Origin of the sequence: Micromonospora sp. CPCC 205546 (assembly GCF_036902715.1) — a bacterium.
Taxonomy (GTDB): Bacteria; Actinomycetota; Actinomycetes; order Mycobacteriales; family Micromonosporaceae; genus Micromonospora.
In genome coordinates this window covers 50,956-72,278 of sequence record NZ_JBAKHL010000025.1, presented here as the reverse complement: position 1 = coordinate 72,278, position 21,323 = coordinate 50,956, and the positions used below count along the sequence as shown (strand labels likewise).

The following is a 21,323-nucleotide window of genomic DNA, read 5'->3' as shown; positions in this document are numbered from 1 at the left end:
GGAAGGGCGGGCGGCGGACCGGGCCGGCCAGCGGACCGATTACCAGGTCACCATTCGGTGATCAGGCTGCACGTGATGCTGCACGTGATGGTGCACGGCCACAGGGCGGTCTCGGGCTCGGTCTCCTCCAGCAGCTGAAGGGCGTTGACGTCCAGTTCCATGGTGATCACCTCCTTTCCTGCATCGGTGGTACGGGCTCGGCGGCCGGGCCGCCCCCACGAAGGAGCGTCGGAGGCGGCGCGGCGCCGGCCCGCCGCCGCCCGGGGTGGGCGGGCGGCGGACCGGGCCGGCCAGCGGACCGATCAGATGGTCTGCACCTCGCACGAGATCGTGCACGTGACGGTGCACGGCCACAGGGCGGTCTCGGGCTCGGTCTCCTCCAGCAGCTGAAGGGCATTGACGTCGAGCTCCATGGTGATCACCTCCTTTCGTCCCATCGGGGGTACGGGGTTCCGCGCGGCGGCCAAGGCGCGCTGCGCGGGGTATGTGGGGGGCCTACTGCGCGCTCCAACTGAAGGTGGTGCAGACATCGGCACTCTGCTGCGTACACGTGTACGTGCAGGGGTACAGCGCCGTCTCGGGCTCGCGCTCCTCCAACAGCTGCAAGGCGTTGACGTCCAGTTCCATGCGAATCGCCTCCCTCCTGGGCTCGGTGGTGCGGCCGACACACCGGCCGACGCCGGCGCGCGGGTCAGCGGGGCGCGGCGGCCGGTTCGGCAGCGGTGAACGAGGCCGGCAGCCACATTCGGTGGTTGCCGTCACGCAGCCGTAGCAGCAGCGCCAGCACCCCGCTGAAGCCGGTGTTGAAGTCCGGTACCACCGTCATGGCCGTCTCGTCAGGCGCCAGCATCCGGCCGTCGCGCAGCGCGTGGCGTACGTAGATGCTCGCGGCGAGCTCGTCCGCCCAGTCCCGATAGCGCCTCTCGCCGGACACCTCGGCGAGATCGAGGAGGAACTCCGCGTCCCCGGCGAGACCGTGGCACTGGGCGGGGCCGGCGTGCCAGCGGGAGCGACGTACCGCCACCGCCGCCTCGGCGGCCGTTTCGCCGTACCGGTCGTCGCCGGTACGGCGCCACAGTTGGGTCAGGAACGTGCCCACCCCGGAGGAGCCGCTGCACCAGTGGGACTTGCGGGGACCGTCCTTCTCGCCGCTGGTCCAGTACGCCGCCCCCCGGTCACGTATGGCGACCGACACCAGCGTGTCGGCGCCCGCGACCGCGAGGTCCAGGTAGCGGGTCTCTCCCGTGGCATGGCCGGCGGCGAGCAGGAACGCCCCGACTCCGGCGACGCCGTGGGCGAAGCCGTAGTGGACCAGTCCGGCCAGTTGGGATGCGAAGTCCTTCGCGATCGGCCAGCGGACCAGGCCGTCCCGGTACTGGGCGGCGTCGACCAGGGCGTCGGCCGCCTGCCGGACCCGGTCGAGAAACCCCCCGTGCCCCGTCTCCTCCCAGAACCGCAGCTGGGTGAAGCCGGCGCCGGCCGTACCGTGACAGACGTCCGGGTTGGGCCACCGGAGCGGAACCCGTCGGGCGAGGTCGACGGCCTGGCCGACGAGCTGCTCGTCGCCGAGTACGCGCCCGGCGTCGAGCAGGGCCCACGCCGTGCCGGAGCGGCCGAAGTGCAGCCCCGGCAGGGCACGCGGCTCACGCGGCACACGACCGCTGATCCAGGCGGCGGCCGTGGCGACCGCCTCGCGCAGCGCCGGGTCGGGCTCGGCGCGCAGGGCCTGGGTGAGGACGCCGAGAATCCCGGCCGCCCCGTGCTGGACGTTGAGCGGGTCCGTCGTCTCGCCAGACTGGCCGCACGGCCACAGCCGATCGTCATCGGCCGGCCGCATGCTGGTGACGAGGTAGTCGATGCCGTCGACGATCGCGCGCTTGAGATTACCGTCGCCGAGCCCGGTGGACCGGGTGGCGCCGTCCCGCCGCGACTCGGGTTGCCCGGCCTGGGCCAGCCGTGTCCGCACGATGGTCAGGTCCGGTCGCTGCGCCGGGTCCTCGTGCAGCAACGCCACGATGATACCGGCGAGCCGACGCGCCGCAGGGTTGCCGACAGAGAAGTGGGCGAGCCAGTTCTCGATCCGTTCCCGATGCGGACGCACATGTGGCTCGTCCTCGGCCAGCATGGGGTCGACGGCGCTGACGAGATAGAACAGCGTCCCGCCGAGGCTGTACAGGTCGGCCGTCGGCTCCGGCGCCGGCCCAAAGTCGGGCGACATCACCTGTTCAGGCGCCCCGTAGCCCGGGGTGAACACGCGGCCGACCGGCTGCCCGGGCCGGGCGAGCAGTTCGAGGTCGATCAGGCGCAACTGCCCGTCGTCGACCATGACGTTGTTGGGGTTGAAGTCACGCAGCACGAATCCCTCGGCGTGGACCAGCTCCATCAGATCGACCAGTCCGTTGGCGAGGCGCAGCACGTCCTCCACCGGCAGTCCCCAGCCGTCGCCGTCGTCGAGCGCGGTGTGTGCCGACACCCAGTGGCGCAGGGTGCTGCCCGGCACCGCCTGCTGGGCCAGGAATACGTCGTCTTGCTGCTCGAAGAGGCCGACCAGGCGCGGGGTGACGCCGGAGGGTTCGAAGAGGGTCAGCATCGCCGCCTCGTGGCGGCGGTCGTCACGAACGTCGCGGCCCGTCAGGTCGGCACCGGTGTACGGACGCCCCTGCTTGATGATCACCTCCGCACCGGTCTGCTCGTCGGTCGCGCGGTACACCCCACCCGGGAACGAGTGGCGGATGACCTCCCGTACGACGTAGCGCCCGTCGAGCAGGACCGGCTTCGGTGCCGTGCCGGAGCGGCTCGGCGGGCCGGATCGGTCCGCTGCGAACGGGTCACGCGGCGCCCACGCTGGCGGCGTGAACCACGCCTTGCGCTGGTCGAGGACCAGGCTGCCGTCCGGGGCGACCAGCATCGCCTCGTAGGTGCCGTCGTTTCCGAGCATGCGTACGCCCTCGAACGCGCCGTAGCGGTAGTGCACGCGGCTGCCGAGACGGTACGGGCGGTCGGACAGGATGGTCGGTCCGGGCAGGCCCTGGGTCGCGGTGTGCAGCTCCTCGGCGAGGGTGCGCAGCTCCTCGTCGCCGCAGTTCGGGTAGGCGGTGATGAACTTCCCCCCGCCGCCGCGGTCGACGTGGCGGGAGTTGAGTTCTCGGACCCGGGTCAGCGTGCCGGCGAACTTGAACGAGCAGCCGTGCCGCACCAGGACCTCCGCCGCCGCGGCCAGCACCAGTGGCGCGGACAGCGGCGTGGCGGAGACGTGTAGCTTCCACCCCTGTACCCGGCGCCGTCGCTGCGGTGGCTGCACCTGGCACCAGAAGTCGCCCGGGTGGACCTGCCAGCCGTTGCCGTGGCGGGCCAGCACCGACCGGACACAGTCGACGAGAACCGACTCGTTCATGCTGTTGACCTCGCTGTTCACAGCGCTTGTCCGCCGGACACCGGCAGCGAGTACGCCGGGCGCCGGTCGATGCGGGCACGGACGTCGTTCGAACCGAAGTGGTAGTCGATGCGGCGGGCTGCCTCGGCCCACTGCGCCATCGACCGGACCGGACCCAACGTGCGGGTGACGAAGGGGTCGGCCCAGCGGGTCACCGCGCGCCGCCAGAGGTCGGCGGGCGGGTCGGTGAGCAGATTGCCCACGGTGCCCTCGTAGATCGGCATGGCTCGTACCGCCCCGTCCGGCTCCACCTGCATCGCCGAAAAGACCATGCCACGCGCGAGTAGCTCGGGGTGCATCTGCAGAATCCGGTTGTCGTTGGTGGTCACCTGCACCGACGGCGGTGCGAGCGACTGCAGCCGGCGCGTCTGTGCGGGGTCCCCCAGCAGGTCGACCTGCCCGTCGGTGAGCAGTTCATGACTGCCGAAGCTGGGGCGGCTGGCCAGCCCGGCCGGGACGGCCGCTCCGAACGTGAGGTACCCCAGCCCGCGGAACCGGGGGGCGACGGTGGTGCACATGTCCTCGATCTGGTGGAAATTGCTGCGCACCACCACGTAGTCGATGCCGATCGAGAAGGACCGTTCGCCGCGCGCCCGCCGGTCCCGTACGGCCTCGTCGAGCAGGGACAGGGCGTGCATCGCCCGGTCGAAGGAGCCGGCCCTGCCGCGGATCCGGTCGTGGACCTCGGCGGTCGCCCCGTCGATGCTCACGACCACCTGGGAGAGCACTGCCTGGGCCGCCTCGACCATCCACGGGGCGAGTGACCACCCGCCCGTGTAGAGGACGACCGGGATGTCCGCCCGCGAGATCCGCTCAGCGACCTCGAAGATGCCCTTCACCAGCAGGGGCTCCCCGCCGGCCAGGGCCACCCCGTCGGGTCGCAGGGAGACGATCGCGTCGGCGACGCGAAGCATGTCCTCGCGGCCGAGCTGACGGGAAGGCCGACGCCCGGACTCGGAGTAGCAGTGGGTGCACCGCAGGGGGCACGCGTACGTCACGTCCCAGATGACGTTCGTCGGGCGGTCCGGGGTGATCATCGTCGCCCCCTGCGAGACCCGACCTGCCCACCGATTCCGTGGGGCCGTCCTCGACCGGTACGGCCATCCGCGGACTCGACCTTCACCGGGCGGTCCGCCGCCAGGCACCGTCTCCTCAACACAACCGCCTCCTACGCGTCACGCGATGGCTCCGGCCGGTCGCCGTAGCGCCGTGGCGCGCCATCCGTTGCCATTGAGCGTGTCGTCGGACGAGCGGGGGCACATGCGGGTGCCGCCCCCAAGATTTGGCACCCGGACAGGGCGGGTCTGGGGGTCTGTCGGAACGGAATGTGGCCTCGGCGGCGCACGGCCACCCCGGCAACGCCGGTTATGGCCAGCGAGCGGACAGGCGCCATGCGAAACCGCGAGGTCAGGGCCGGGTGCCCGCGCGCGGTGGCGGGGGTGAAAAAGATGGGGGGTGTGCCCCATGCCGCGCGGCCGTGCTGTGCGGCATGGGGCACCAGACGAGGCAGACGCTTGAAATGACCCCCTGGGACCGGACACTGGTGTCCACATCCCAGGGGGAAGCCCAGTAGGTGATCCGGCGGGGCAGGGGTCGGGTAACAGCCGCAACGGCTACTCGCCCAAGACGGTCTTGACCGAGGCCGGTGCGATCGACATCGACGTGCCGCGGGACCGTAACGGCACCCACGAGCCGAGGATCGTGCGGAAGGGCCAGCGGCGCCTGGACGGCATCGACAAGATCGTCATCGGGCTGTATGCGCGGGGCATGACGGTGCGCGACATCCAGGCCCACCTGGTGGAGATCTACGACATCGACGTCTCTCCGGACCTGATCTCCAAGATCACCGACGCGGTCCTGGACGAGGTGAAGGAGTGGCAGTCCCGGCCGCTGGATGCGGTGTGGCCGGTGGTGTTCCTCGACGCCATCATCTGCAAGGTCCGCGACGGCGGCACGGTCAGGAACAAGGCGGCGCACCTGGCCGTCGGGGTCGACGTGGACGGCAAGAAGGAAGTCCTGGGCATCTGGGTCGAGCAGACCGAAGGCGCGAAGTTCTGGCTGCGGGTGATGAACGACCTGCGTGCCCGTGGTCTGCAGGACGTCCTCATCGTCGTGTGTGACGGCCTGGTCGGTCTGCCCGCCGCGATCGAGGCCGTCTGGCCCGACGCGCTGGTGCAGACCTGCATCGTGCACCTGACGCGGGCGTCGCTGCGGTGGGTGAACTACGCCGACCGCAAGAAGGTCGCCGCGCAGCTGCGCCTGATCTATGGCGCACCCACAGAACAAGCCGCCCGCGAGGCCCTGGACGCGTGGACCGACTCGGAGATCGGCCGGCAGTATCCGGCGATCCGCCGGCAGTGGGACGCCGCCTGGGAGCAGGTCATTCCGTTCTTCGCGTTCCCGCCGGAGGTTCGCAAGGTCATCTACACCACGAACATGATCGAGTCGATCAACTACCAACTGAGGAAGATCACCAAGACACGCGGACACTTCCCGACCGACGACGCCCTGATCAAGCTGCTCTACCTGGGCTGCCGCCAGATCGGACGCACCGCCCGCGCCGGCCGCGGAGGCCGATCAACCTACAACTGGAAGATCGCCATGAACCAGTTCGACATCATGTTCCCCGGACGCCTGGACAGGGCATAACATCACCAACCAGGTCAGGCCCTTACACAAGCGAACTGACAGGCCCCCGGCGGGATCTGGTCAACCGGCAGTTCACCGCCGACGGGCCGAACCGGCTCTGGGTTGCCGACGCCACCTGCATCCCGTGCGGCGAGGGCGCGTTCTGGCTCGCCGCGGTCCGCGACGCGTTCTCCCGCCGGATCGTCGGGTGGAAAACCTCCGACCGCTGCGACACCGACCTGATCCTCGCCGCCCTCGAATACAGCATCTGGTCCCGCGACATCCGCGACGGCCAGTTGATCCACCACAGCGACAGGGGACCGAACTACACGTCTTTCCGCTTCGCCGAACGCTTACAGGACAACGGGATCCTGCCCTCGATGGGCTCCGTCGGCGACAGCTACGACAACGCGCCGATGGAGAACTTCTGGTCCACGCTGAAGATCGAACTCGTCTACCGCACAAGCTGGCGCACCCGCGACGAGGCCGAGAACGCGATCTTCGCCTACATCGACGGCTGGTACAACACCTGCCGCATCCAACGCGAGCTGGGCTACCTCAGCCCGAACGAATACGAGGCCGCCTGGCACAGTCAGACGGAACCAGCCGAACCACCTATCGCCGCCCCTGCGCCAGCCGGCAGCAGGTAACCACCGCTCCATCAAAGCGGGGGAACTCACCGATCAGGCGCGCCCGAAAGCGCGGAAACGACTGCCTTGTCGCCGACATAGGCATGAACTACTATCAATCTTTGTGCCTGGTATCGACGTGGCGGACCGGGCGTCTGGTCTCCCGATCTGCCGATCGCCCGGGGGCCTCGCCGCGTCCGGTGTGCCCGCCCGTCCCGCCGGGGCTCCGCGCGCGTACGCCCGCTCGTCGGGGACACCGGCCGCGCGTCGACCGCCAACCACGTGAAGGATGGAGATCACCGTGATCCTGGGCAGGTCAATCGCAGTCAGCGTACTGTCGGCCGCAGCTCTCGTGGCCACCGTCGGCGCGAGCACCGCGGCGGCGGCCCCCACCGCCGATTCCTCGTGCTCCTTCGCCCGTACCCTGTGCGCCTGGGACCAGCAGTCGTACCAGGGCACCCGGTTCACGGCCCAGGCCGCCAACCCGGCGGTGGGCACCTGCGTGAACCTGGCCGCGCACGGCTGGGGCGACGGGCGGGTGAAGTCGGCACGCAACACCGCCAGCATGCCCGCTCACCTCTACTCCAACCAGGACTGCACCGGCACCTCGTACGTGATCATGCCGGCGGCTTCCTACTCCTCCATCACCTTCGCGTCGCAGAGCGTCTACGTCTACTGACGAGACCGACGGGGTGCGGTCCGAGGGGCTCGGGGCCCACCATCGACTGCCGACCGGCGGGGCCGGCGGGCCGACCATGACGTCACGGGGGCGGGCATGATCGATCAGGACGACGCGGTCGGTCGTTCCGTCTGGACCGAGTTCACGCGGGGCATGCGGGGCCGCTGGCGACAGCGCCGGGACATGCTGCGGCTGTTGCCGAGCGCCAGCGCGGTCGTCCTCGGGTGCGCGGTGGGGGTGCAGCTCGTCGCCGGGCTGCTGCCGGTGGGCTTCGTGCTGGCCACCTCCTGGGTCATCGCCGACGTGCCGAGCGCCGTCGCGGCCGGCATCGACTCGGCCGAGTGGCGGCGGCTACGCGACCACCTGGTCGCCGCCGCGGCGCTGTTCTTCGCCATCCAGCTCCTGCTGCCGGTCCAGGCCTTCCTCGGCGTGCTGCTGCGGCGGCGCATCGACGACCGGATCCGCGACCGGTTGATGTCGGACTCCTTCCGGGGTTCCGGCATCGCCGCCCTGGAGGATCCGGAGATCCTCGACCAGGCCGCCGACGGCCTCACCATGCTGCGTACCGACAACTGGTCGCCCGGTGCGGCCTGCGCCGGCTTCGTCGCCCTGCTGTCGCGCTACCTGCAGACCGTTGCCGCCGCCGTGGTCATCGGCGTCGTGTACGCGTGGTGGGCCGGCGCCGCCGTCCTGGCTGCGGGCCTGACCATCCGCTTCGGCTACCGACTGGGCCTGTCGGTGTTCGGCCGCATCTTCATGTCGCACCAGCGGGTGCGGCGGCGCCGCTTCTACTTCCGCGACCTGTTGTTCACCGCCGGCGCGGCGAAGGAGATCCGCGTCTTCGGGCTGCTCGACTGGATCGGCTCGCGCTACGCGGACGCGTTCATGCAGAGCTCGGTGCCGGTCTGGCGGCAACGGCGACGGATCTTCTACGGCCCGTACGTGCTCTACACCTCCGCCGCCCTGCTGCTGCTCGGCGGCAGCCTCGCCGCGGCCGCCGGGGCGACGGCGAGGGGCACGATCACCCTCGGCAGCTTCATGATCGTCATGCAGGCGGCGCTCTCGTCGATCCGGATCGGCGGGTTCATCGCCGAGTCCGACGTGCAGACGGAGTACGGCATGAACGCCGAGACCGCCCTGCGTCAATTCGGGCAGCTCACGGCCGAGGCCGCCGCCGTCGAGCGCGGCGGCGCTGCCGTGCCCGACGACCTGCCGACCCGGGAGATCCGCTTCGAGCAGGTCACCTTCCGGTACGCCCCGGAGTCGCCACCCGTGCTGGACCGGCTCGACCTGACCATCCCGGCCGGCGCCTCCCTGGCCGTCGTCGGACTCAACGGCGCCGGCAAGACCACCCTGGTGAAGCTGCTCGCTCGGCTCTACGAGCCCGAGTCGGGACGCATCACCGCCGACGGCGTCGACATCCGCACCTTCGACGCCGCGGCCTGGCAGCGCAAGGTCGCCGCGATCTTCCAGGACTTCGTCCACTTCGAGTTGCCCGTCCGCGACAACGTCGGCTTCGGCGCGGCGGGCCGGCCGGACGACGCGGTCGTCGAGGACGCCCTGCGTCGGGCCGGCGCCCTCGACCTCGTCGCCGCGCTGCCCGCCGGCCTCGACACCCGCCTCTCCCGCCAGTACGCCGACGGCACCGAGCTGTCCGGCGGGCAGTGGCAGCGGATCGCGATCGCCCGCGCCCTGATCGCCGTGCACGACCGCGCCCGCGTGCTGGTGCTCGACGAGCCGACCGCGTCCCTCGACGCCCGCGCCGAGGTCGCCTTCTTCGAGCGTTTCCTCGACCTCACCCGGGGCGTCACGAGCCTGGTCATCTCGCACCGGTTCTCGACCGTGCGTCGCGCGGACCGCATCGCCGTACTCGAACACGGCCGGGTCGTCGAGAGCGGCACCCACGCCGAACTGCTGGCTCTGGGCGGCCGGTACGCCCAGCTGTTCACCCTGCAAGCCGCGCGCTTCACCGACGACGCCCCCGAGGAGGAGACCGCGGATGCGTGACCTGTGGCGGGGAGTCACCGGAGTGCTCGCGTCCTCCTGGCGGGTCAGCCCTGGGCGGCTGCTCGTCTCGGCGCTGCTCATGCTGCTGGGCAACGTGAGCGCCCCGCTGATCGCGGTGTTCCTCGCCGTCACGGCAGACGCGGCGCTGCGGGGCGACACCACCCTCGCGGCCCGGACGGCGGCGGCGGTGGCGCTGGCGGCACTGCTCAGCCTCACCATGGAGCACTTCGCCCACATCTTCTTCTTCGAGCTGGCCGACCTGCACCACCTGCGGGTCGAACGCGAACTCGGTGAGCTGGCCCAGGGCGTATCCGGGTTGGAGCAGCTCGAGCGGCAGGACTACGTCGACCGGATGGAGTTGCTGCGCAAGGAGACGTGGGAGCTGGGCGCCGGGGTGCAGCGGGTGCTCACGGCGATCACCCTCTCCGTCCAGATCGCGCTCACCGCCGTTCTGCTGGCCCGGCTGGAGCCGTGGCTGCTGGTGCTGCCGCTCTTCGCCGTACCCCCGCTGATTGCGGGTCGCCTCGCCGAGGCGCGCCTCGAGCGGGCCGAGCTGGCCACGGCGGAGTCGCGGCGGCTCGGCTGGCATCTGCTGGAGCTGGCGGTCAGCGCGGCCGCGGCCAAGGAGATCCGGCTCTTCGGGCTGCGCCGGGTGCTGCGGGAGCGGCAGGCCGCCACCCGCTCCCACGAGGACGCGGTGCTGCGTCGGGCCGAGGTGTTCGGGCTCGGCCTGCGGCTGCTCGGCCAGCTCGTCTTCGCCGTCGGGTACGTGGCGGCGGTCGTCGTCGTGGTGCGCTCGGCCATCGTGGGGGAGCGTACGGTCGGCGACGTGGTCCTGGTGATCACGCTGGCCGTGCAGATCAACGCGCAGGCGGCCGGGGCGGTGACGGTGGCGGGCCAGCTACAGCGCAACGCCCGCACGACGGGCTGGGTCCGCTGGCTGCGCCGCGAGTCCACGCGGGCGGCGGACCCGGTCGTCGCCGACCGGCCCGTCCCGCCGACGCTCACCGAGGGCATCCGCTTCGAGCAGGTGGCGTTCCGCTATCCCGGCACGGATCGCGACGTGCTGCGCGACGTGTCCGTGCACCTGCCGGCCGGCTCGACCGTGGCCATCGTCGGCGACAACGGAGCCGGAAAGTCCACGTTGGTGAAGTTGTTGGCCCGGTTCTACCGGCCGACCGCCGGCAGGATCACCGTCGACGGGGTGGATCTGCGCCGCCTCGACCCGTCCGCGTGGCGGGGGCGTATCACCGCGGGCTTCCAGGACTTCATGCGCCTCGAGGCACCCGCGCGCGAGAGCGTCGGCGTCGGTGACCTGACCCGTCTCGACGACCCCGCGGCGGTGCCGGCGGCGGTGGAGCGGGCGGACGCGCAGGCGGTGGTCGACCGACTTCCCGATGGCCTCGACTCGCACCTCGGCAAGTCGTACGAGAACGGCGAGGAGCTGTCCGGCGGTCAGTGGCAGCGGATAGCGCTGAGCCGGGCGATGATGCGCCGGGAGCCGTTGCTGCTCCTGCTGGACGAGCCGACGGCGGCCCTCGACCCGCTGACCGAGCACGCCCTGTTCGAGCGCTACGCCACCCTGGCCGGCAAGGTGCGCCACCGCACCGGCGGCATCACCGTGCTCGTCTCGCACCGTTTCTCCACGGTACGCATGGCGGACCTGATCCTCGTCGTCGCCGACGGTCGCATCGTCGAGGCCGGCGGCCACCAGGAGCTGATGGCCCGCGGGGGCATCTACGCCGAGATGTTCGGCCTCCAGGCGTCGACCTACCGGTAGGCCCGTCCGGGCCGGCCCGGAAATAGCAGGCCCCCATCGATCTTGACGATCTTTCGTAACCTGGAAACAGGTGCGGATTTTCGTCCCTGCGGGACGCGCCGTTGCGGCCCGCAGGAAATGTTGACTCATGTGTGCGGGCGGCCAATCATCGGTGGCGTCAACCGAACGACGTCAATAAGGGTGTTGATGCAATCCTCTGTCGCGGACATGTTCTATTACGAGATAACCGACCAGCGGATGGTGCGAGGTGAGGGCATATATCTGTACGACGACGCGGGTGGGAGCTACATCGACTGCGCGTCGGCCACCTTCAATCTAAGTCTGGGCTATTCGCACCCGGCGGTCGTCGGGGCGATCCAGAAGCAGGCCGAATCCCTGATCCACCTCACGTCGTCGTTCCGCAACGAGCCGGTGGAGGGTCTCGTCCGCAGGCTCGTGGCCTGTTCACCGGAGAGTCTCTCCAAGGTCCACCTCAAGGTCGGAGGCGGGTCGGAGGCGAACGAGGGCGCGATCAAGATGGCGCAGGTCGCGACCGGCCGGCGAGAGGTGGTGACGCTGTTCCGCAGCCATCTCGGGCAGACCATGATGATGACGTCGATGTCGGGCAACGCATTCCGCAAGGCGCCTTTCCCGCTGCTGTATCCGGGCTCGGTTCAGGTGCCCGACCCGTATTGCTACCGGTGTTTCTACGGCCAGCGGCGCAGCACCTGCGGACTGATGTGCGTTGACCGGCTGGACGACTTCCTGGAGTACGCGAGCGGCGGCCAGGTCGCGGCGGTGATCCTGGAGCCGATCTCCGGAAACGGCGGCAACATCGTCGCTCCGGACGGTTATCTGCCGAAGCTCAGGGAATTCTGCGATCGGCACGGAATCGTGCTCGTCCTCGACGAGATCCAGACCGGCGTCGGCCGTACCGGCCACATGTTCGCCGCCCAGCACTTCGGCGTCGAGCCGGACGCCATCACCCTCGGCAAGGGCCTCGGCGGCAGCGGCGCGCAGGTCGCGGCGATCCTCACCAACGACCGGCTCGCGGGACTGCCGTCGCACCACCACTCCTTCACGTACGGCGCCAACGTGCTCGCCGCGGCGGCCGCCAACACCACCCTGGAGATCGTCGGCCAGCCGGCGTTCCTCGCGAACGTACGGGCGACCGGGCGGCGTCTGCTCGACCGGTTGGGCGAGATGCAGTCCCGGTACCGCTGCGTCGGCGACGTCCGCGGCGTCGGGCTCATGATCGGCCTGGAGATCGTGGAACCCGACGGCTCCCCGGCCGTGGCCCTCACGGGGGAGATCGCCCGACGCGCGATGGAGCACGGCCTCATCCTGCGCACCTCCCGCTACGGCCACGGCAACGTGGTCAAGATCCGTCCGCCACTGATCCTGACCCCGCAGCAGGCCGACGAGATCGTCGACCGGCTCGACGCCCTGTTCGCGGCGGTGACCCGGTGACGGGCGGGCCGGAGATCCGGGAGCTGGTGCTGGGCTGCGCGCAGGCCGTACGGGCGGCGGTGGCCCGGCACGGCCGACAGGGGCGGCAGCGGCGCGTGCACGGCGACTCCCCGGGCGGGGACGCCCAGTTCGATGTCGACGAGGTGGCCGAACGAGCGGTGTGGGAGCACCTTACCGGCCAGGCCCGTGAGCCCCTGGCCGTCTACACCGAACACCACGGGCTGCGCCGCACCGGCCCGGACCCCGCCATCCTGCTGGTGGTCGACCCCGTCGACGGCACCCGGCCCACGTCGGCGGGCCTGGAGATGGGCACGGTGTCGATCGCGGTCGCCCCCCTCACCGCAGGGGCGCCCACGCTCGGCGACGTGACGGCCGCGCACGTGCTCGAACTGCGCAGCGGCGCCTGGATGTACGCCGACGACACCCTGCCCGAACCCCTGCGGCACAACGGCTACGACTGGCCGCTGCCACGGCTGAGCAGCACCCGCGACCTGACCCGGATGTTCTGGTCCATCGAGTTCAACGGGCACCCGATGCGGCTGATGACCGACGCCTACGAACACCTCGTCGACGCCTCCGCCAACACCGGCGGAGTCTTCGTCTTCAACAGCGCGTCCTTCTCGCTGACGCGGATCGTCACCGGGCAACTCGACGCGTACGTCGACGTCGGCAACCGGATCCTGCGGGACCATCCGGGGACCGAGGCGGAGTTCCGGCGCGTCGGTCGGGGCGGCATCCTGCACCTCTTCCCGTACGACATCGCGGCGAGCGCCTATCTCGCCAAGCGGGCCGGGGTGGTGGTCACCGACGCGTACGGCGACTCCCTCGACCCGATGCCCCTGCTGACGATCGATCCCGCCAGCCAGCGCTCCTGCGTCGCCGCGTCGACGCCCGAGCTGCACCGCGCCCTGCTCGACACCATCCGCTGGGACCTGCCGGACCCGGCGAGCACAGGAGGTCACCGATGAAGGCCCTGGTACTCGGCCGCGACCGCACCCTCGAACTGGTCGACCGGCCCGACCCCGCGTGCCGCGCCCCCGACGACGTGGTGCTCCGGGTGGAACAGGCCGGCTTCTGCGGCACCGACCGCGGGGTGCTGCTGGGCAGGTTCTCCGCCGTACCCGGCGTCGTCATGGGACACGAGGCGGTGGGTGAGGTGTGCGAGGTCGGCGCCGGCGTCAGCACCGTCAGGCCCGGCGACCGGGTCGTGGTCAACCCGACCCTCTACTGCGGTCTCTGCGACCGCTGCCGGCGAGGCCTGCTGAACTTCTGCGTCAACAAGGCGGGCACCGAGCTCGGCATCGACCGCGACGGCGCGTTCGCCGAGTACCTGCGCCTCGAGGAACGCTTCCTGTACGCGATCCCGCCCGACATGCCGTACGACCGGGCCGTCCTCGTGGAGCCGCTGGCCTGCGTGATGAACAACCTGGAGGCGGCCGGGACGCGTCCCGGTGACCGGGTCGCGGTGCTCGGGGCCGGGCCGATCGGCACGGTGGCGGCCTTGCTGGCCGACCAGTACGGCGCCACCGTGCGGCTGCTGGAGCAGGACCCGTTCCGACGACGCGCCGCGGAGGCGTTCTTCCGCGACCTGCCCTGTCGCGCGGTCAGCGTCGAGGAGCCCGGCGGTGTCCCGAAGGCAGGCGCGGACGTCGTCGTCGACACCGTCGGCTCCCTGCTCGCCGAGGCCTGCGCGATCGCCGCCGACCTGGGCCGGATCGTCGTGATGGGCTTCGACGCACGGGCCACCGCCACGGTCCGCCCGCTCGAACTGCTGCAACGGGGCCTGACGGTCATCGGCGCCGGCGACTACAACAGCCTGCTGTTCGCCCGCGCCGTCGATACGGCGCGGAACCTGCCGCTGGAGGGAACCGTCACCCACCACTTCGGCTTCGACCAGGTCGACGCGGCGCTGGCCGCGCTCGGCCTCGGAGCCGGTGCCGGGTACGCCGGGATGAAGGTCGTCCTGAGGCCGGGAGGCGGGGCATGAGCGACACTCCCTTCCCGTACGGCATGGACCGGCCCGTGCTGTACGGGGAGTACCCGTACTACCGGGCCCTGCCGGAACACTGGGACGCCAACCTGGCCGCGCTCGCGTACGCCGGCGTCGACGTCGTCACCTGCTACGTGCCGTGGCGGTTCCACGAGACGCCGGGCGGCTACGACTTCACGGGCGCCACCGGTGCCCAGCGCGACCTGTTGCGCCTGCTGCGGCTGATCGCCGCGCACGGGCTGCGTGCCGTCCTCAAGCCCGGCCCGTTCGTGCACGGCGAGGTGCAACTGGGCGGCCTGCCCGACCGGGTCAGTCCCAGCGTGGACCCTGGCCATCCTCCCGTACGCGACGCGGCCGGCGAGCCGGTCACGTCGCAGGGACGCGCGTTGCCCAGCACCTTCGGCCCCGACTACCGCGCACAGGTGCGGCGCTGGCTGCGCGCGGTCGACCAGCAGGTTCTCACGCCGCACCTCGCCGCACACGGGCCGATCGTGGCCGTGCAACTGGGCAACGAGGGGATCTACAGCGACGCGGCCCGACCCGCCAGCGCCCACGACTTCTCACCACCGGCCGTACGCGCGTTCGCCGAGCGGCTACGCGGCGGCGACCCGGCGCTCGCCGAGGCCGCACTGCTGCCGCCGCGACGCTGGCCGGCCGCGGTGCGCCTGGCCTGGGCGGGGCAGGCCGGCGCGGTGCTGCGGGAACAGTACGAGGAGCTGGCCGCCGGGCTCTCCGCGCCCGTCCGGGCGGTCGCGACGGTCAACCTGCCGTTGCCGAGCCTCGACACCCCGGGCGGCGCCGCCTCGTGGCTGGTGCGCACCGCGGAGATCGCCCGGTTGGGGCTGCGCGAGGGCTACACCAGCTGGGTGGGCAACGCCGCCCGGTCGAGGTCGGCCTTCGCGGCGCACTGGTTCGGTGTGCGCGCCCGCCGCTTGAGCAACGTGGAGGACAACTGGGGCTTCACCTGGACGGACGAATCCTTCGCCCGTCCCGTCACCACCCTGTTCCACGCCCTGCTGGCACTCGGACTGGGCTCCGCGACGTGCAGCGTCTACACCGCCTGCGGCACGGCCCACTGGGGTCCCGAGATCGACCTCGACCCCGCCGGACTGCGATCGGAGGGCCTGGACCCGGTCGACTACGGGCCGCCGTACTGCCCCGGCGCGCCGCTGCACGAGGACGGCCGCACCGGAGCCAACCTCGCGGCCCTGCACACCCTGCGGGACCTGCTCCGCCGCCCCGGCACGCCGCACGGCGGCAGGTTCGGCGCCGACGTACGCCTGCTGGTGCCCGGGGTGCTCGCCCGCGCCGCCGCCTGGGAGGAGGCCGATGGGCCGGCCGGCGCGATCCTGCGGGGAGCCGTCGACGCGGCCTTCACCCTCATGACCGACCACCAGTACCGCGTCGACGTCATCACCGAGCAGACCGCCGGCCTGAGCCACCCGACCGACCTGTGGCTGGTGCCGCTCGGCGCGCAGGGGCCCGACGACGAACTGCTCGCCCTGCTGCGCCGGCACCGCGACGACGGCGGCACGGTCGTCGTGCTCGCCGAACGGGCCCGGCCCGGGTGGCCGGAGATCGGCGACGTGCTGGTGCCGATGGCCGTCGCGTACGAGACGCTGCCCCGGCTGCTGTCGGCGCCCCGCTACGCCCACCCGGGCAGCGATCCGGGCGTGGTGTTCGTGCACGAGGACGACGCCGGCGCGCCGGTGGGGATCTTCGCCTTCAACGTCACCGAGCGCACCGTGACCGTGCGCCGCACCGTGCGTGGCCGGCCGGTGTCGGTGGAGCTGCCGCGCTCCGGCGCCGCGTACCTGTGCCCTGTCGGCGACACCTTCGAGATCGTCACCGACACGAGCGAGGTCGACTTCCCGCCCTTCCCCCCGACAAGCGCGGCCATCGCCTTGTCCGTCCTCTCGGAGGAGACACCGTGGACCTGGCCCCGATGAAGGCCCCCGACATCAGGTTCGACCGGCTCGTGCCGCGGGCCCTTGTCGATCGCGGGGACACCACGACCGTCCTGATCACCGACTGGCACGCCGACGGCGACCAGCTGACCGCCGGGGCGGTCTGGTCCCGGCTCGGTGGCTACTACACCCTGCTCGACGACGACATTCACGACCCGCTGCTGGTGTTGGAGACCTTCCGCCAGGCGGCCCTGCTCATCGCGCACGTGGTGGACGACGTCCCGCTCGCCACCATGCAGATCATGCGGTCGGTCGAGTTCAGCACGACACGCTCCGGGCTGGCGGTCACCGCGGAACCCACCGAGGTGACCGCGGTGCTGACCACCGAACGGCAGGGCCGCGACCGGCAGAGCATCCTGCAGACCGGCATCAGCCTGCGGCTCTACCGTGGCGGCGCGCTGATTGCGCGCGGCTCGGGACGGGCGGTCGTGCCGCCCGACGACCGGTACCTGCGGGTCCGTGGCCGCGACCCGGGCGAGGTCGTGCCGTCGCGGGCCGGGATGGGGCCGAGCGTGGAACCGAGGAGGGCCGGCCGACTCCTGGAGCGGGACGTGGTGATCTCACCGGGCACCGACGCCGGCCACTTCCACCTGCGCGTCGATCCCGAACACCCCAACTTCTTCGACAATCCGACCGACCACACGCCCGGCATGCTGCTCACGGAGGCGATGCGCCAGGCAGCGGTGGTCGTGTCCGACGACCCGCACTACACGCCGCTTGCGCTGTCCGTCCAGTTCTTCCGTTTCGTCGAACTCGATGCCCCGGCCGACGTTTCCGTGCGGCCGGGGCCGGACGGCTTGCACACCGAGGTCCGCCAGTTCGACAGGGTGGCCGCCCGGGCGAACTGGTCGACCGTGGGCGCGCCATGAACGATCTGATCCGGCTGCCCGCCCGCGAGGTCGTCCGTGCCCTCGGCCGCGGCGAGATCGACCGGTCGAGCGTGCTCGACGCGGTGGCGGACCGGCTGCGCCGCGTCGAACCGCTCGTCAACGCCGTGCCCACCGTGGCGGTGCAGCGGGCGCGCCGCGATCGGCGGCGGCCGTTCGGGCCGCTCGCCGCGCTGCCGATCACGGTCAAGGACGTCGTCGACGTCGCCGGGCTGCCCACCACCTACGGCTCGCCGCTTCGCCGCGACGCCGTGGCCCGGCACTCGGATCCCCTGGTCCGGCGCCTCGAGGAGCGCGGCGCCGTGGTGGTCGGCAAGACCAACGTGCCGGAGTTCCTCGCCGGCGCCGACACCGTCAACGCCCTGTTCGGGCGCACCCGCAACCCGTGGAACGGCACGCTGTCCTGCGGCGCGTCCAGCGGCGGCGCGGCCGTCTCGGTCGCCACCGGCACCTCCTGGTGCGCCCACGGCGAGGACACCGCCGGCTCGATCAGGATCCCGGCGGCCCTCTGCGGCGTGGTGGGACTGCGCCCGACACCCGGGCTGGTCACCGCCGCCGGGACCGGCGACCCCGTGCCCGGGTTCACCGTGCACGGGCCGATCGCCCGGGACGTCGCCGACGCGGCGCTGTTCCTGCGGGCGATGGTGCCGGACGAGGCGGTGCCGTACGTCGCGCCGGGCCCGCTGCGCCGGGTCGCCTTCACCGTCGACCTCGGCGGGCGCGTCCCCGTCACCCCGGAGATCGCCGCCAGTTGCACCCGTACGGTCGCGGCGCTGGAGGGACTCGGCTACCGGGTGGAGGCGTACGCGCCGCCGGTCGACGGGGTGCACGAGGCATGCCTGACGCTGCTGGCCCACCGCGCCGCCGTCCTGCACGGGGCACGGGTCGACCGGCACGGTGACCGCCTGGGGGCGGCCCTGCGCGCCGAGGTGGCGGCCGGACGCGACCGCACACCCCGGCAGGTGGCGGACGCCGGCTGGGCGCGTACCGACTTCGCCGGCCGCGTCCGGGCCCTGTTCGCCCGGTACGACGTGCTGGTCACCGCGACGTTCGGCCGGCCCCCGTGGCCGGTCGGGGAGGGCCTCGACCCGCTGCCGGCGGGGGAGGAGCTGGCGGCCGTCGCCGCCCAGTGGCCGCTGACGACGCTCGCCACGATGGCCGGCTGCCCGGCGCTGACCGTGCCCTGCGGCCGGACCGTGGCCGGAGACGCGGTGGGCCTGCAACTCATCGGCGCCCCGTACACCGACGTCGCCCTGCTGCGCGCCGGCCGTGACGTCGAGCGGGTGCGCGACGCGGTACCTGCCCTGCCGGTCCTCCCGGCGGTGCCGGCATGCTGAGGCCGTACCCGGCGCCGCGCACCGAGCCGCTGCGACCGCCCCCGCAGTACGCGAGGTGGCGCGCGGAGGGGCCGCTCACCCCCGTCGTGCTGCCCAGCGGCGCGACCGCCTGGCTGGTCACCCGGTACGAGGACGTGCGGCGGCTGCTGCGTGACCCGAGGCTGAGCTCGGACTCCGCCCGGGAGGGCTATCCGCGCTTCGGCGCCGCCGTCGAGACCGAGCCGCTGAACCGTACGTTCATCGGGTCGGACGGCCCGCCGCACGCGCGTCTGCGCCGGATGATCGCCGCCGAGTTCTCGGTCGCCGCCGTGCGCCGCACGCGTCCGACGATCGACGCGATCGCCGACGGGTGCGCCGACCGGATGGGGCGCGGTCCCCGGCCCACCGACCTGGTCAGCGCGTACGCCCTGCCGGTCTCGTCGCGGGTGGTCTGTCACGTGCTCGGTGTGCCGTACGACCTGCACGAACAGTTCGAGCACCTGACCGAGGTGCTCACCGACGGCAGGCGGGACGACGAGGAGAAGCGGCGGGCCGGCGTCGCCATCACCGACCTGCTGCGCGACCTGGTCCGTGACCGCGCCACGAACCCGCGCGACGACCTCGTCAGCAGGCTGATGACGGAGCACGTGGCGACCGGCGGGCTGACCGAGCGGGAGGCCGTGGACAACGTCGCCCTGCTACTCGGCGCCGGGCACGACACCTCGGCGAGCATGCTGGCCCTCGGCGCGCTCAGCCTGCTCGGTGACGAGCGGGAACGGCACCGGTTGGCGGCCGGCGGCGAGCTGGACCGCACCGCCGTCGACGAGTTGCTGCGCTTCCACAGCATCATCCAGCTCGGGGTGGCCCGGGTGGCGACGGCCGACGTCGCCGTCGGCGGGCGGGTCATCCGCCGCGGCGAGGGAGTGGTGCTCAGCCTGCCGGCCGCCAACCACGACCCCGCCCGGTTCGCCGGTCCGGACGCGCTCGACCTGCGCCGCGACAACGCCCACCAGCACGTCGCCTTCGGCTTCGGCGCGCACCACTGCGTCGGCCACCTCCTGGCGCGCGAGACGTTGGCGTCGGCGCTGCCGAGGCTGCTGCGGCGGCTACCCGGGCTGTGTCCGGCCGTACCCGTGACCGGCCGGCACTTCAAGGAATCGATGGATTTCCACGGGCTCCGGACGTTTCCGGTGACCTGGTGAGCGAAGGGAACGACATGACCGACCCCGTACGCGATCTCGCGAGCCGCAACAGGCAGATCATCCAGGACAGCTACGACTCCTACTTCACCCGGCGGGACCTGACCTTCCTGGCCGAGGTCATCGACAAGGACTTCGTCCAGCACAGCCCGGACGCGCCCTCGGGGCGCGAGGCCTACCTGGAGCACCTGGCGGAGGCGGCCTTCGCTGGCGGAACCTGCTCTGTCAAGCACGTCCTCGCCGACGGCGACCTCGTCGCCGTACACCATCACATGACCCTTCCCGGCGACGACGGCGCGGGCCTCGCGGTGGTGGACCTGTGGCGGCTGAAGGACGGGAGGATCGTCGAGCACTGGGACGTGGAGCAGCCCGTGCCCGACCCGACGAGGGTCCCCAACGGAATGTTCTGAGATCGCACCCGCGCAGGCGACCGACCCGCCGGTGGGCGGGGGCGACGCCTGCGGCGAGGGGGCCCGAAGAGTTCATCAGCTGATGCCGCCCGGCAGGCCGGCGACACCGCGAAGGGCGTGCCGGGCGGGCCACATCGATTCTTCGACAACGGGGAGACGAGCGTGACGATCGCCGCCAATTCCAACCGAACCGCCAATGATCGCGCCTTCCTGCTGCTCGACGCGATGGCCGCACTCGGGCCCGGCCCCCACCGGCTGCGGGACCTCGCCGCACAGGCGGGGCTGGAGCCGTCCACGGCACACCGGATCCTCCAGTCCGCCATCCGCGTGGGCACCGTGTCGAAGACGGAGCGCGGCCGGTACCTGCTGACCAGCCGCGCCGGCGGAGCCGACTGCGAGGTGGCGCCGGAGCCGTCGCCCGGCCTGTCGGTGCAGAACGGCACCGGCTCCATGCTCGCCCTCTCCCGGCGTATCCGGCTGCTGCTCGCGGCCCTGCAGAAGGCCACCGGCCAGACGGTGCTGCTGTACGTGCCGCTGATGCTGGACACACCGATGCGGTACTGCCTCGCCTACTTCGCGCCCCGCCGCGACGAGTTGCTCGGCGACGCCGAGCGGCAACTGACCTCCGACATCCTGTTCTGCGCACCGCTGTCGGTGGACGCGCCGGGCCGCGTCATGCTCGCCGGGCTCGCCGACGCGCGCGCCGGTGACCCGGGCATCGCCGCCATCCGCGCCAACGGCTACTCCTTCGGGCCCTCGCCGGTCGCCGGATGGCAGACGGTCACCGCGCCGTTGCGCAGGTACGGCCACCTCGCCGGGGCCGTGTGCGTCACCGGCCCGACGTCCTGGATGGACGGCCACCGCGACGAGGCGCTGCGTGAGCTGCTGCGGAGCACGGCCGAGTTGGCCGAGAAGATCGAACCCCTGTGACGGTCCCACCTGGTCGAGG

General features: G+C 71.9%; 18 protein-coding genes and 1 pseudogene. 14 read left to right on the top strand and 5 right to left on the bottom strand.

Annotation, left to right across the window (positions count from 1 at the left end; genetic code table 11):
- Nucleotides 1-47 precede the first annotated feature (47 nt).
- The 5 genes from V6U77_RS14560 to V6U77_RS14540 all read right to left on the bottom strand — a co-directional run bounded on the left by V6U77_RS14560 (nucleotide 48) and on the right by V6U77_RS14540 (nucleotide 4,470).
- Entirely contained in the window at nucleotides 48-161 is a 114-nt protein-coding gene (locus V6U77_RS14560) for an ALQxL family class IV lanthipeptide (protein ID WP_334606860.1), read from the bottom strand.
- A gap of 141 nt (nucleotides 162-302) precedes the next feature.
- On the bottom strand, nucleotides 303-437 hold the full coding sequence (locus tag V6U77_RS14555) for an ALQxL family class IV lanthipeptide (protein WP_334606846.1): 135 nt from the start codon (nucleotides 435-437) through the stop codon (nucleotides 303-305).
- A gap of 58 nt (nucleotides 438-495) precedes the next feature.
- On the bottom strand, nucleotides 496-627 hold the full coding sequence (locus V6U77_RS14550; RefSeq protein ID WP_334606845.1) for an ALQxL family class IV lanthipeptide: 132 nt from the start codon (nucleotides 625-627) through the stop codon (nucleotides 496-498).
- A 64-nt stretch (nucleotides 628-691) separates the two neighbouring features.
- A complete protein-coding gene (lanL, locus tag V6U77_RS14545) occupies nucleotides 692-3,394 on the bottom strand; it encodes a class IV lanthionine synthetase LanL (protein WP_334606844.1) in 2,703 nt (900 codons plus the stop codon).
- 17 nt (nucleotides 3,395-3,411) lie between these two features.
- Nucleotides 3,412-4,470: a radical SAM protein gene (locus V6U77_RS14540; protein WP_334606843.1), complete on the bottom strand. Its 1,059-nt coding sequence runs from the start codon at nucleotides 4,468-4,470 to the stop codon at nucleotides 3,412-3,414.
- Nucleotides 4,471-4,993: 523 nt separating this feature from the next.
- Between V6U77_RS14540 and V6U77_RS14535 the strand changes: the two are divergent.
- From V6U77_RS14535 to V6U77_RS14470, 14 genes and pseudogenes are all read left to right on the top strand, one after another.
- A pseudogene (locus tag V6U77_RS14535) lies at nucleotides 4,994-6,082 on the top strand (IS256 family transposase); the annotation flags it as partial.
- A complete protein-coding gene (locus V6U77_RS14530; RefSeq protein WP_334606859.1) occupies nucleotides 5,965-6,711 on the top strand; it encodes an IS3 family transposase in 747 nt (248 codons plus the stop codon). The pseudogene V6U77_RS14535 and the gene V6U77_RS14530, both read left to right, overlap by 118 nt.
- A gap of 268 nt (nucleotides 6,712-6,979) precedes the next feature.
- Entirely contained in the window at nucleotides 6,980-7,369 is a 390-nt protein-coding gene (locus V6U77_RS14525) for a peptidase inhibitor family I36 protein (RefSeq protein WP_334606842.1), read from the top strand.
- Between the two features lie 96 nt (nucleotides 7,370-7,465).
- A complete protein-coding gene (locus V6U77_RS14520) occupies nucleotides 7,466-9,376 on the top strand; it encodes an ABC transporter ATP-binding protein (protein ID WP_334606841.1) in 1,911 nt (636 codons plus the stop codon).
- On the top strand, nucleotides 9,369-11,156 hold the full coding sequence (locus V6U77_RS14515; protein WP_334606840.1) for an ABC transporter ATP-binding protein: 1,788 nt from the start codon (nucleotides 9,369-9,371) through the stop codon (nucleotides 11,154-11,156). Before V6U77_RS14520 ends, V6U77_RS14515 begins: the two co-directional genes overlap by 8 nt.
- Nucleotides 11,157-11,198: 42 nt before the next feature.
- On the top strand, nucleotides 11,199-12,605 hold the full coding sequence (locus tag V6U77_RS14510; protein WP_334606839.1) for an aspartate aminotransferase family protein: 1,407 nt from the start codon (nucleotides 11,199-11,201) through the stop codon (nucleotides 12,603-12,605).
- A complete protein-coding gene (locus tag V6U77_RS14505) occupies nucleotides 12,602-13,573 on the top strand; it encodes an inositol monophosphatase family protein (protein WP_334606838.1) in 972 nt (323 codons plus the stop codon). The genes V6U77_RS14510 and V6U77_RS14505 overlap by 4 nt, the downstream gene beginning before the upstream one ends.
- Nucleotides 13,570-14,592: a zinc-dependent alcohol dehydrogenase gene (locus tag V6U77_RS14500; RefSeq protein ID WP_334606837.1), complete on the top strand. Its 1,023-nt coding sequence runs from the start codon at nucleotides 13,570-13,572 to the stop codon at nucleotides 14,590-14,592. Before V6U77_RS14505 ends, V6U77_RS14500 begins: the two co-directional genes overlap by 4 nt.
- Complete coding sequence (locus V6U77_RS14495; RefSeq protein ID WP_334606836.1) at nucleotides 14,589-16,544, top strand: beta-galactosidase; 1,956 nt, start codon at nucleotides 14,589-14,591, stop codon at nucleotides 16,542-16,544. Before V6U77_RS14500 ends, V6U77_RS14495 begins: the two co-directional genes overlap by 4 nt.
- Nucleotides 16,526-17,431: a ScbA/BarX family gamma-butyrolactone biosynthesis protein gene (locus V6U77_RS14490; RefSeq protein WP_334606835.1), complete on the top strand. Its 906-nt coding sequence runs from the start codon at nucleotides 16,526-16,528 to the stop codon at nucleotides 17,429-17,431. The genes V6U77_RS14495 and V6U77_RS14490 overlap by 19 nt, the downstream gene beginning before the upstream one ends.
- On the top strand, nucleotides 17,428-18,786 hold the full coding sequence (locus V6U77_RS14485; protein ID WP_334606834.1) for an amidase: 1,359 nt from the start codon (nucleotides 17,428-17,430) through the stop codon (nucleotides 18,784-18,786). Before V6U77_RS14490 ends, V6U77_RS14485 begins: the two co-directional genes overlap by 4 nt.
- Nucleotides 18,780-19,967, top strand: a complete 1,188-nt coding sequence (locus V6U77_RS14480) for a cytochrome P450 (protein ID WP_334606833.1) — start codon at nucleotides 18,780-18,782, stop codon at nucleotides 19,965-19,967. Before V6U77_RS14485 ends, V6U77_RS14480 begins: the two co-directional genes overlap by 7 nt.
- Nucleotides 19,964-20,374, top strand: coding sequence for a nuclear transport factor 2 family protein (locus tag V6U77_RS14475; RefSeq protein ID WP_334606832.1), 411 nt, complete (start codon nucleotides 19,964-19,966; stop codon nucleotides 20,372-20,374). The genes V6U77_RS14480 and V6U77_RS14475 overlap by 4 nt, the downstream gene beginning before the upstream one ends.
- Before the next feature lie 162 nt (nucleotides 20,375-20,536).
- Complete coding sequence (locus V6U77_RS14470; RefSeq protein WP_334606831.1) at nucleotides 20,537-21,304, top strand: helix-turn-helix domain-containing protein; 768 nt, start codon at nucleotides 20,537-20,539, stop codon at nucleotides 21,302-21,304.
- Nucleotides 21,305-21,323: the final 19 nt, after the last annotated feature.

Bases quoted from the DNA above. Each gene is read 5' to 3' on its own strand.
- V6U77_RS14560 (WP_334606860.1), bottom strand. From the start codon at position 161: ATGGAACTGGACGTCAACGCCCTTCAGCTGCTGGAGGAGACCGAGCCC.
- V6U77_RS14555 (WP_334606846.1), bottom strand. From the start codon at position 437: ATGGGACGAAAGGAGGTGATCACCATGGAGCTCGACGTCAATGCCCTT.
- V6U77_RS14550 (WP_334606845.1), bottom strand. From the start codon at position 627: ATGGAACTGGACGTCAACGCCTTGCAGCTGTTGGAGGAGCGCGAGCCC.
- lanL (WP_334606844.1), bottom strand. From the start codon at position 3,394: ATGAACGAGTCGGTTCTCGTCGACTGTGTCCGGTCGGTGCTGGCCCGC.
- V6U77_RS14540 (WP_334606843.1), bottom strand. From the start codon at position 4,470: ATGATCACCCCGGACCGCCCGACGAACGTCATCTGGGACGTGACGTAC.
- V6U77_RS14525 (WP_334606842.1), top strand. From the start codon at position 6,980: ATGGAGATCACCGTGATCCTGGGCAGGTCAATCGCAGTCAGCGTACTG.
- V6U77_RS14520 (WP_334606841.1), top strand. From the start codon at position 7,466: ATGATCGATCAGGACGACGCGGTCGGTCGTTCCGTCTGGACCGAGTTC.
- V6U77_RS14515 (WP_334606840.1), top strand. From the start codon at position 9,369: ATGCGTGACCTGTGGCGGGGAGTCACCGGAGTGCTCGCGTCCTCCTGG.
- V6U77_RS14500 (WP_334606837.1), top strand. From the start codon at position 13,570: ATGAAGGCCCTGGTACTCGGCCGCGACCGCACCCTCGAACTGGTCGAC.
- V6U77_RS14495 (WP_334606836.1), top strand. From the start codon at position 14,589: ATGAGCGACACTCCCTTCCCGTACGGCATGGACCGGCCCGTGCTGTAC.
- V6U77_RS14485 (WP_334606834.1), top strand. From the start codon at position 17,428: ATGAACGATCTGATCCGGCTGCCCGCCCGCGAGGTCGTCCGTGCCCTC.
- V6U77_RS14480 (WP_334606833.1), top strand. From the start codon at position 18,780: ATGCTGAGGCCGTACCCGGCGCCGCGCACCGAGCCGCTGCGACCGCCC.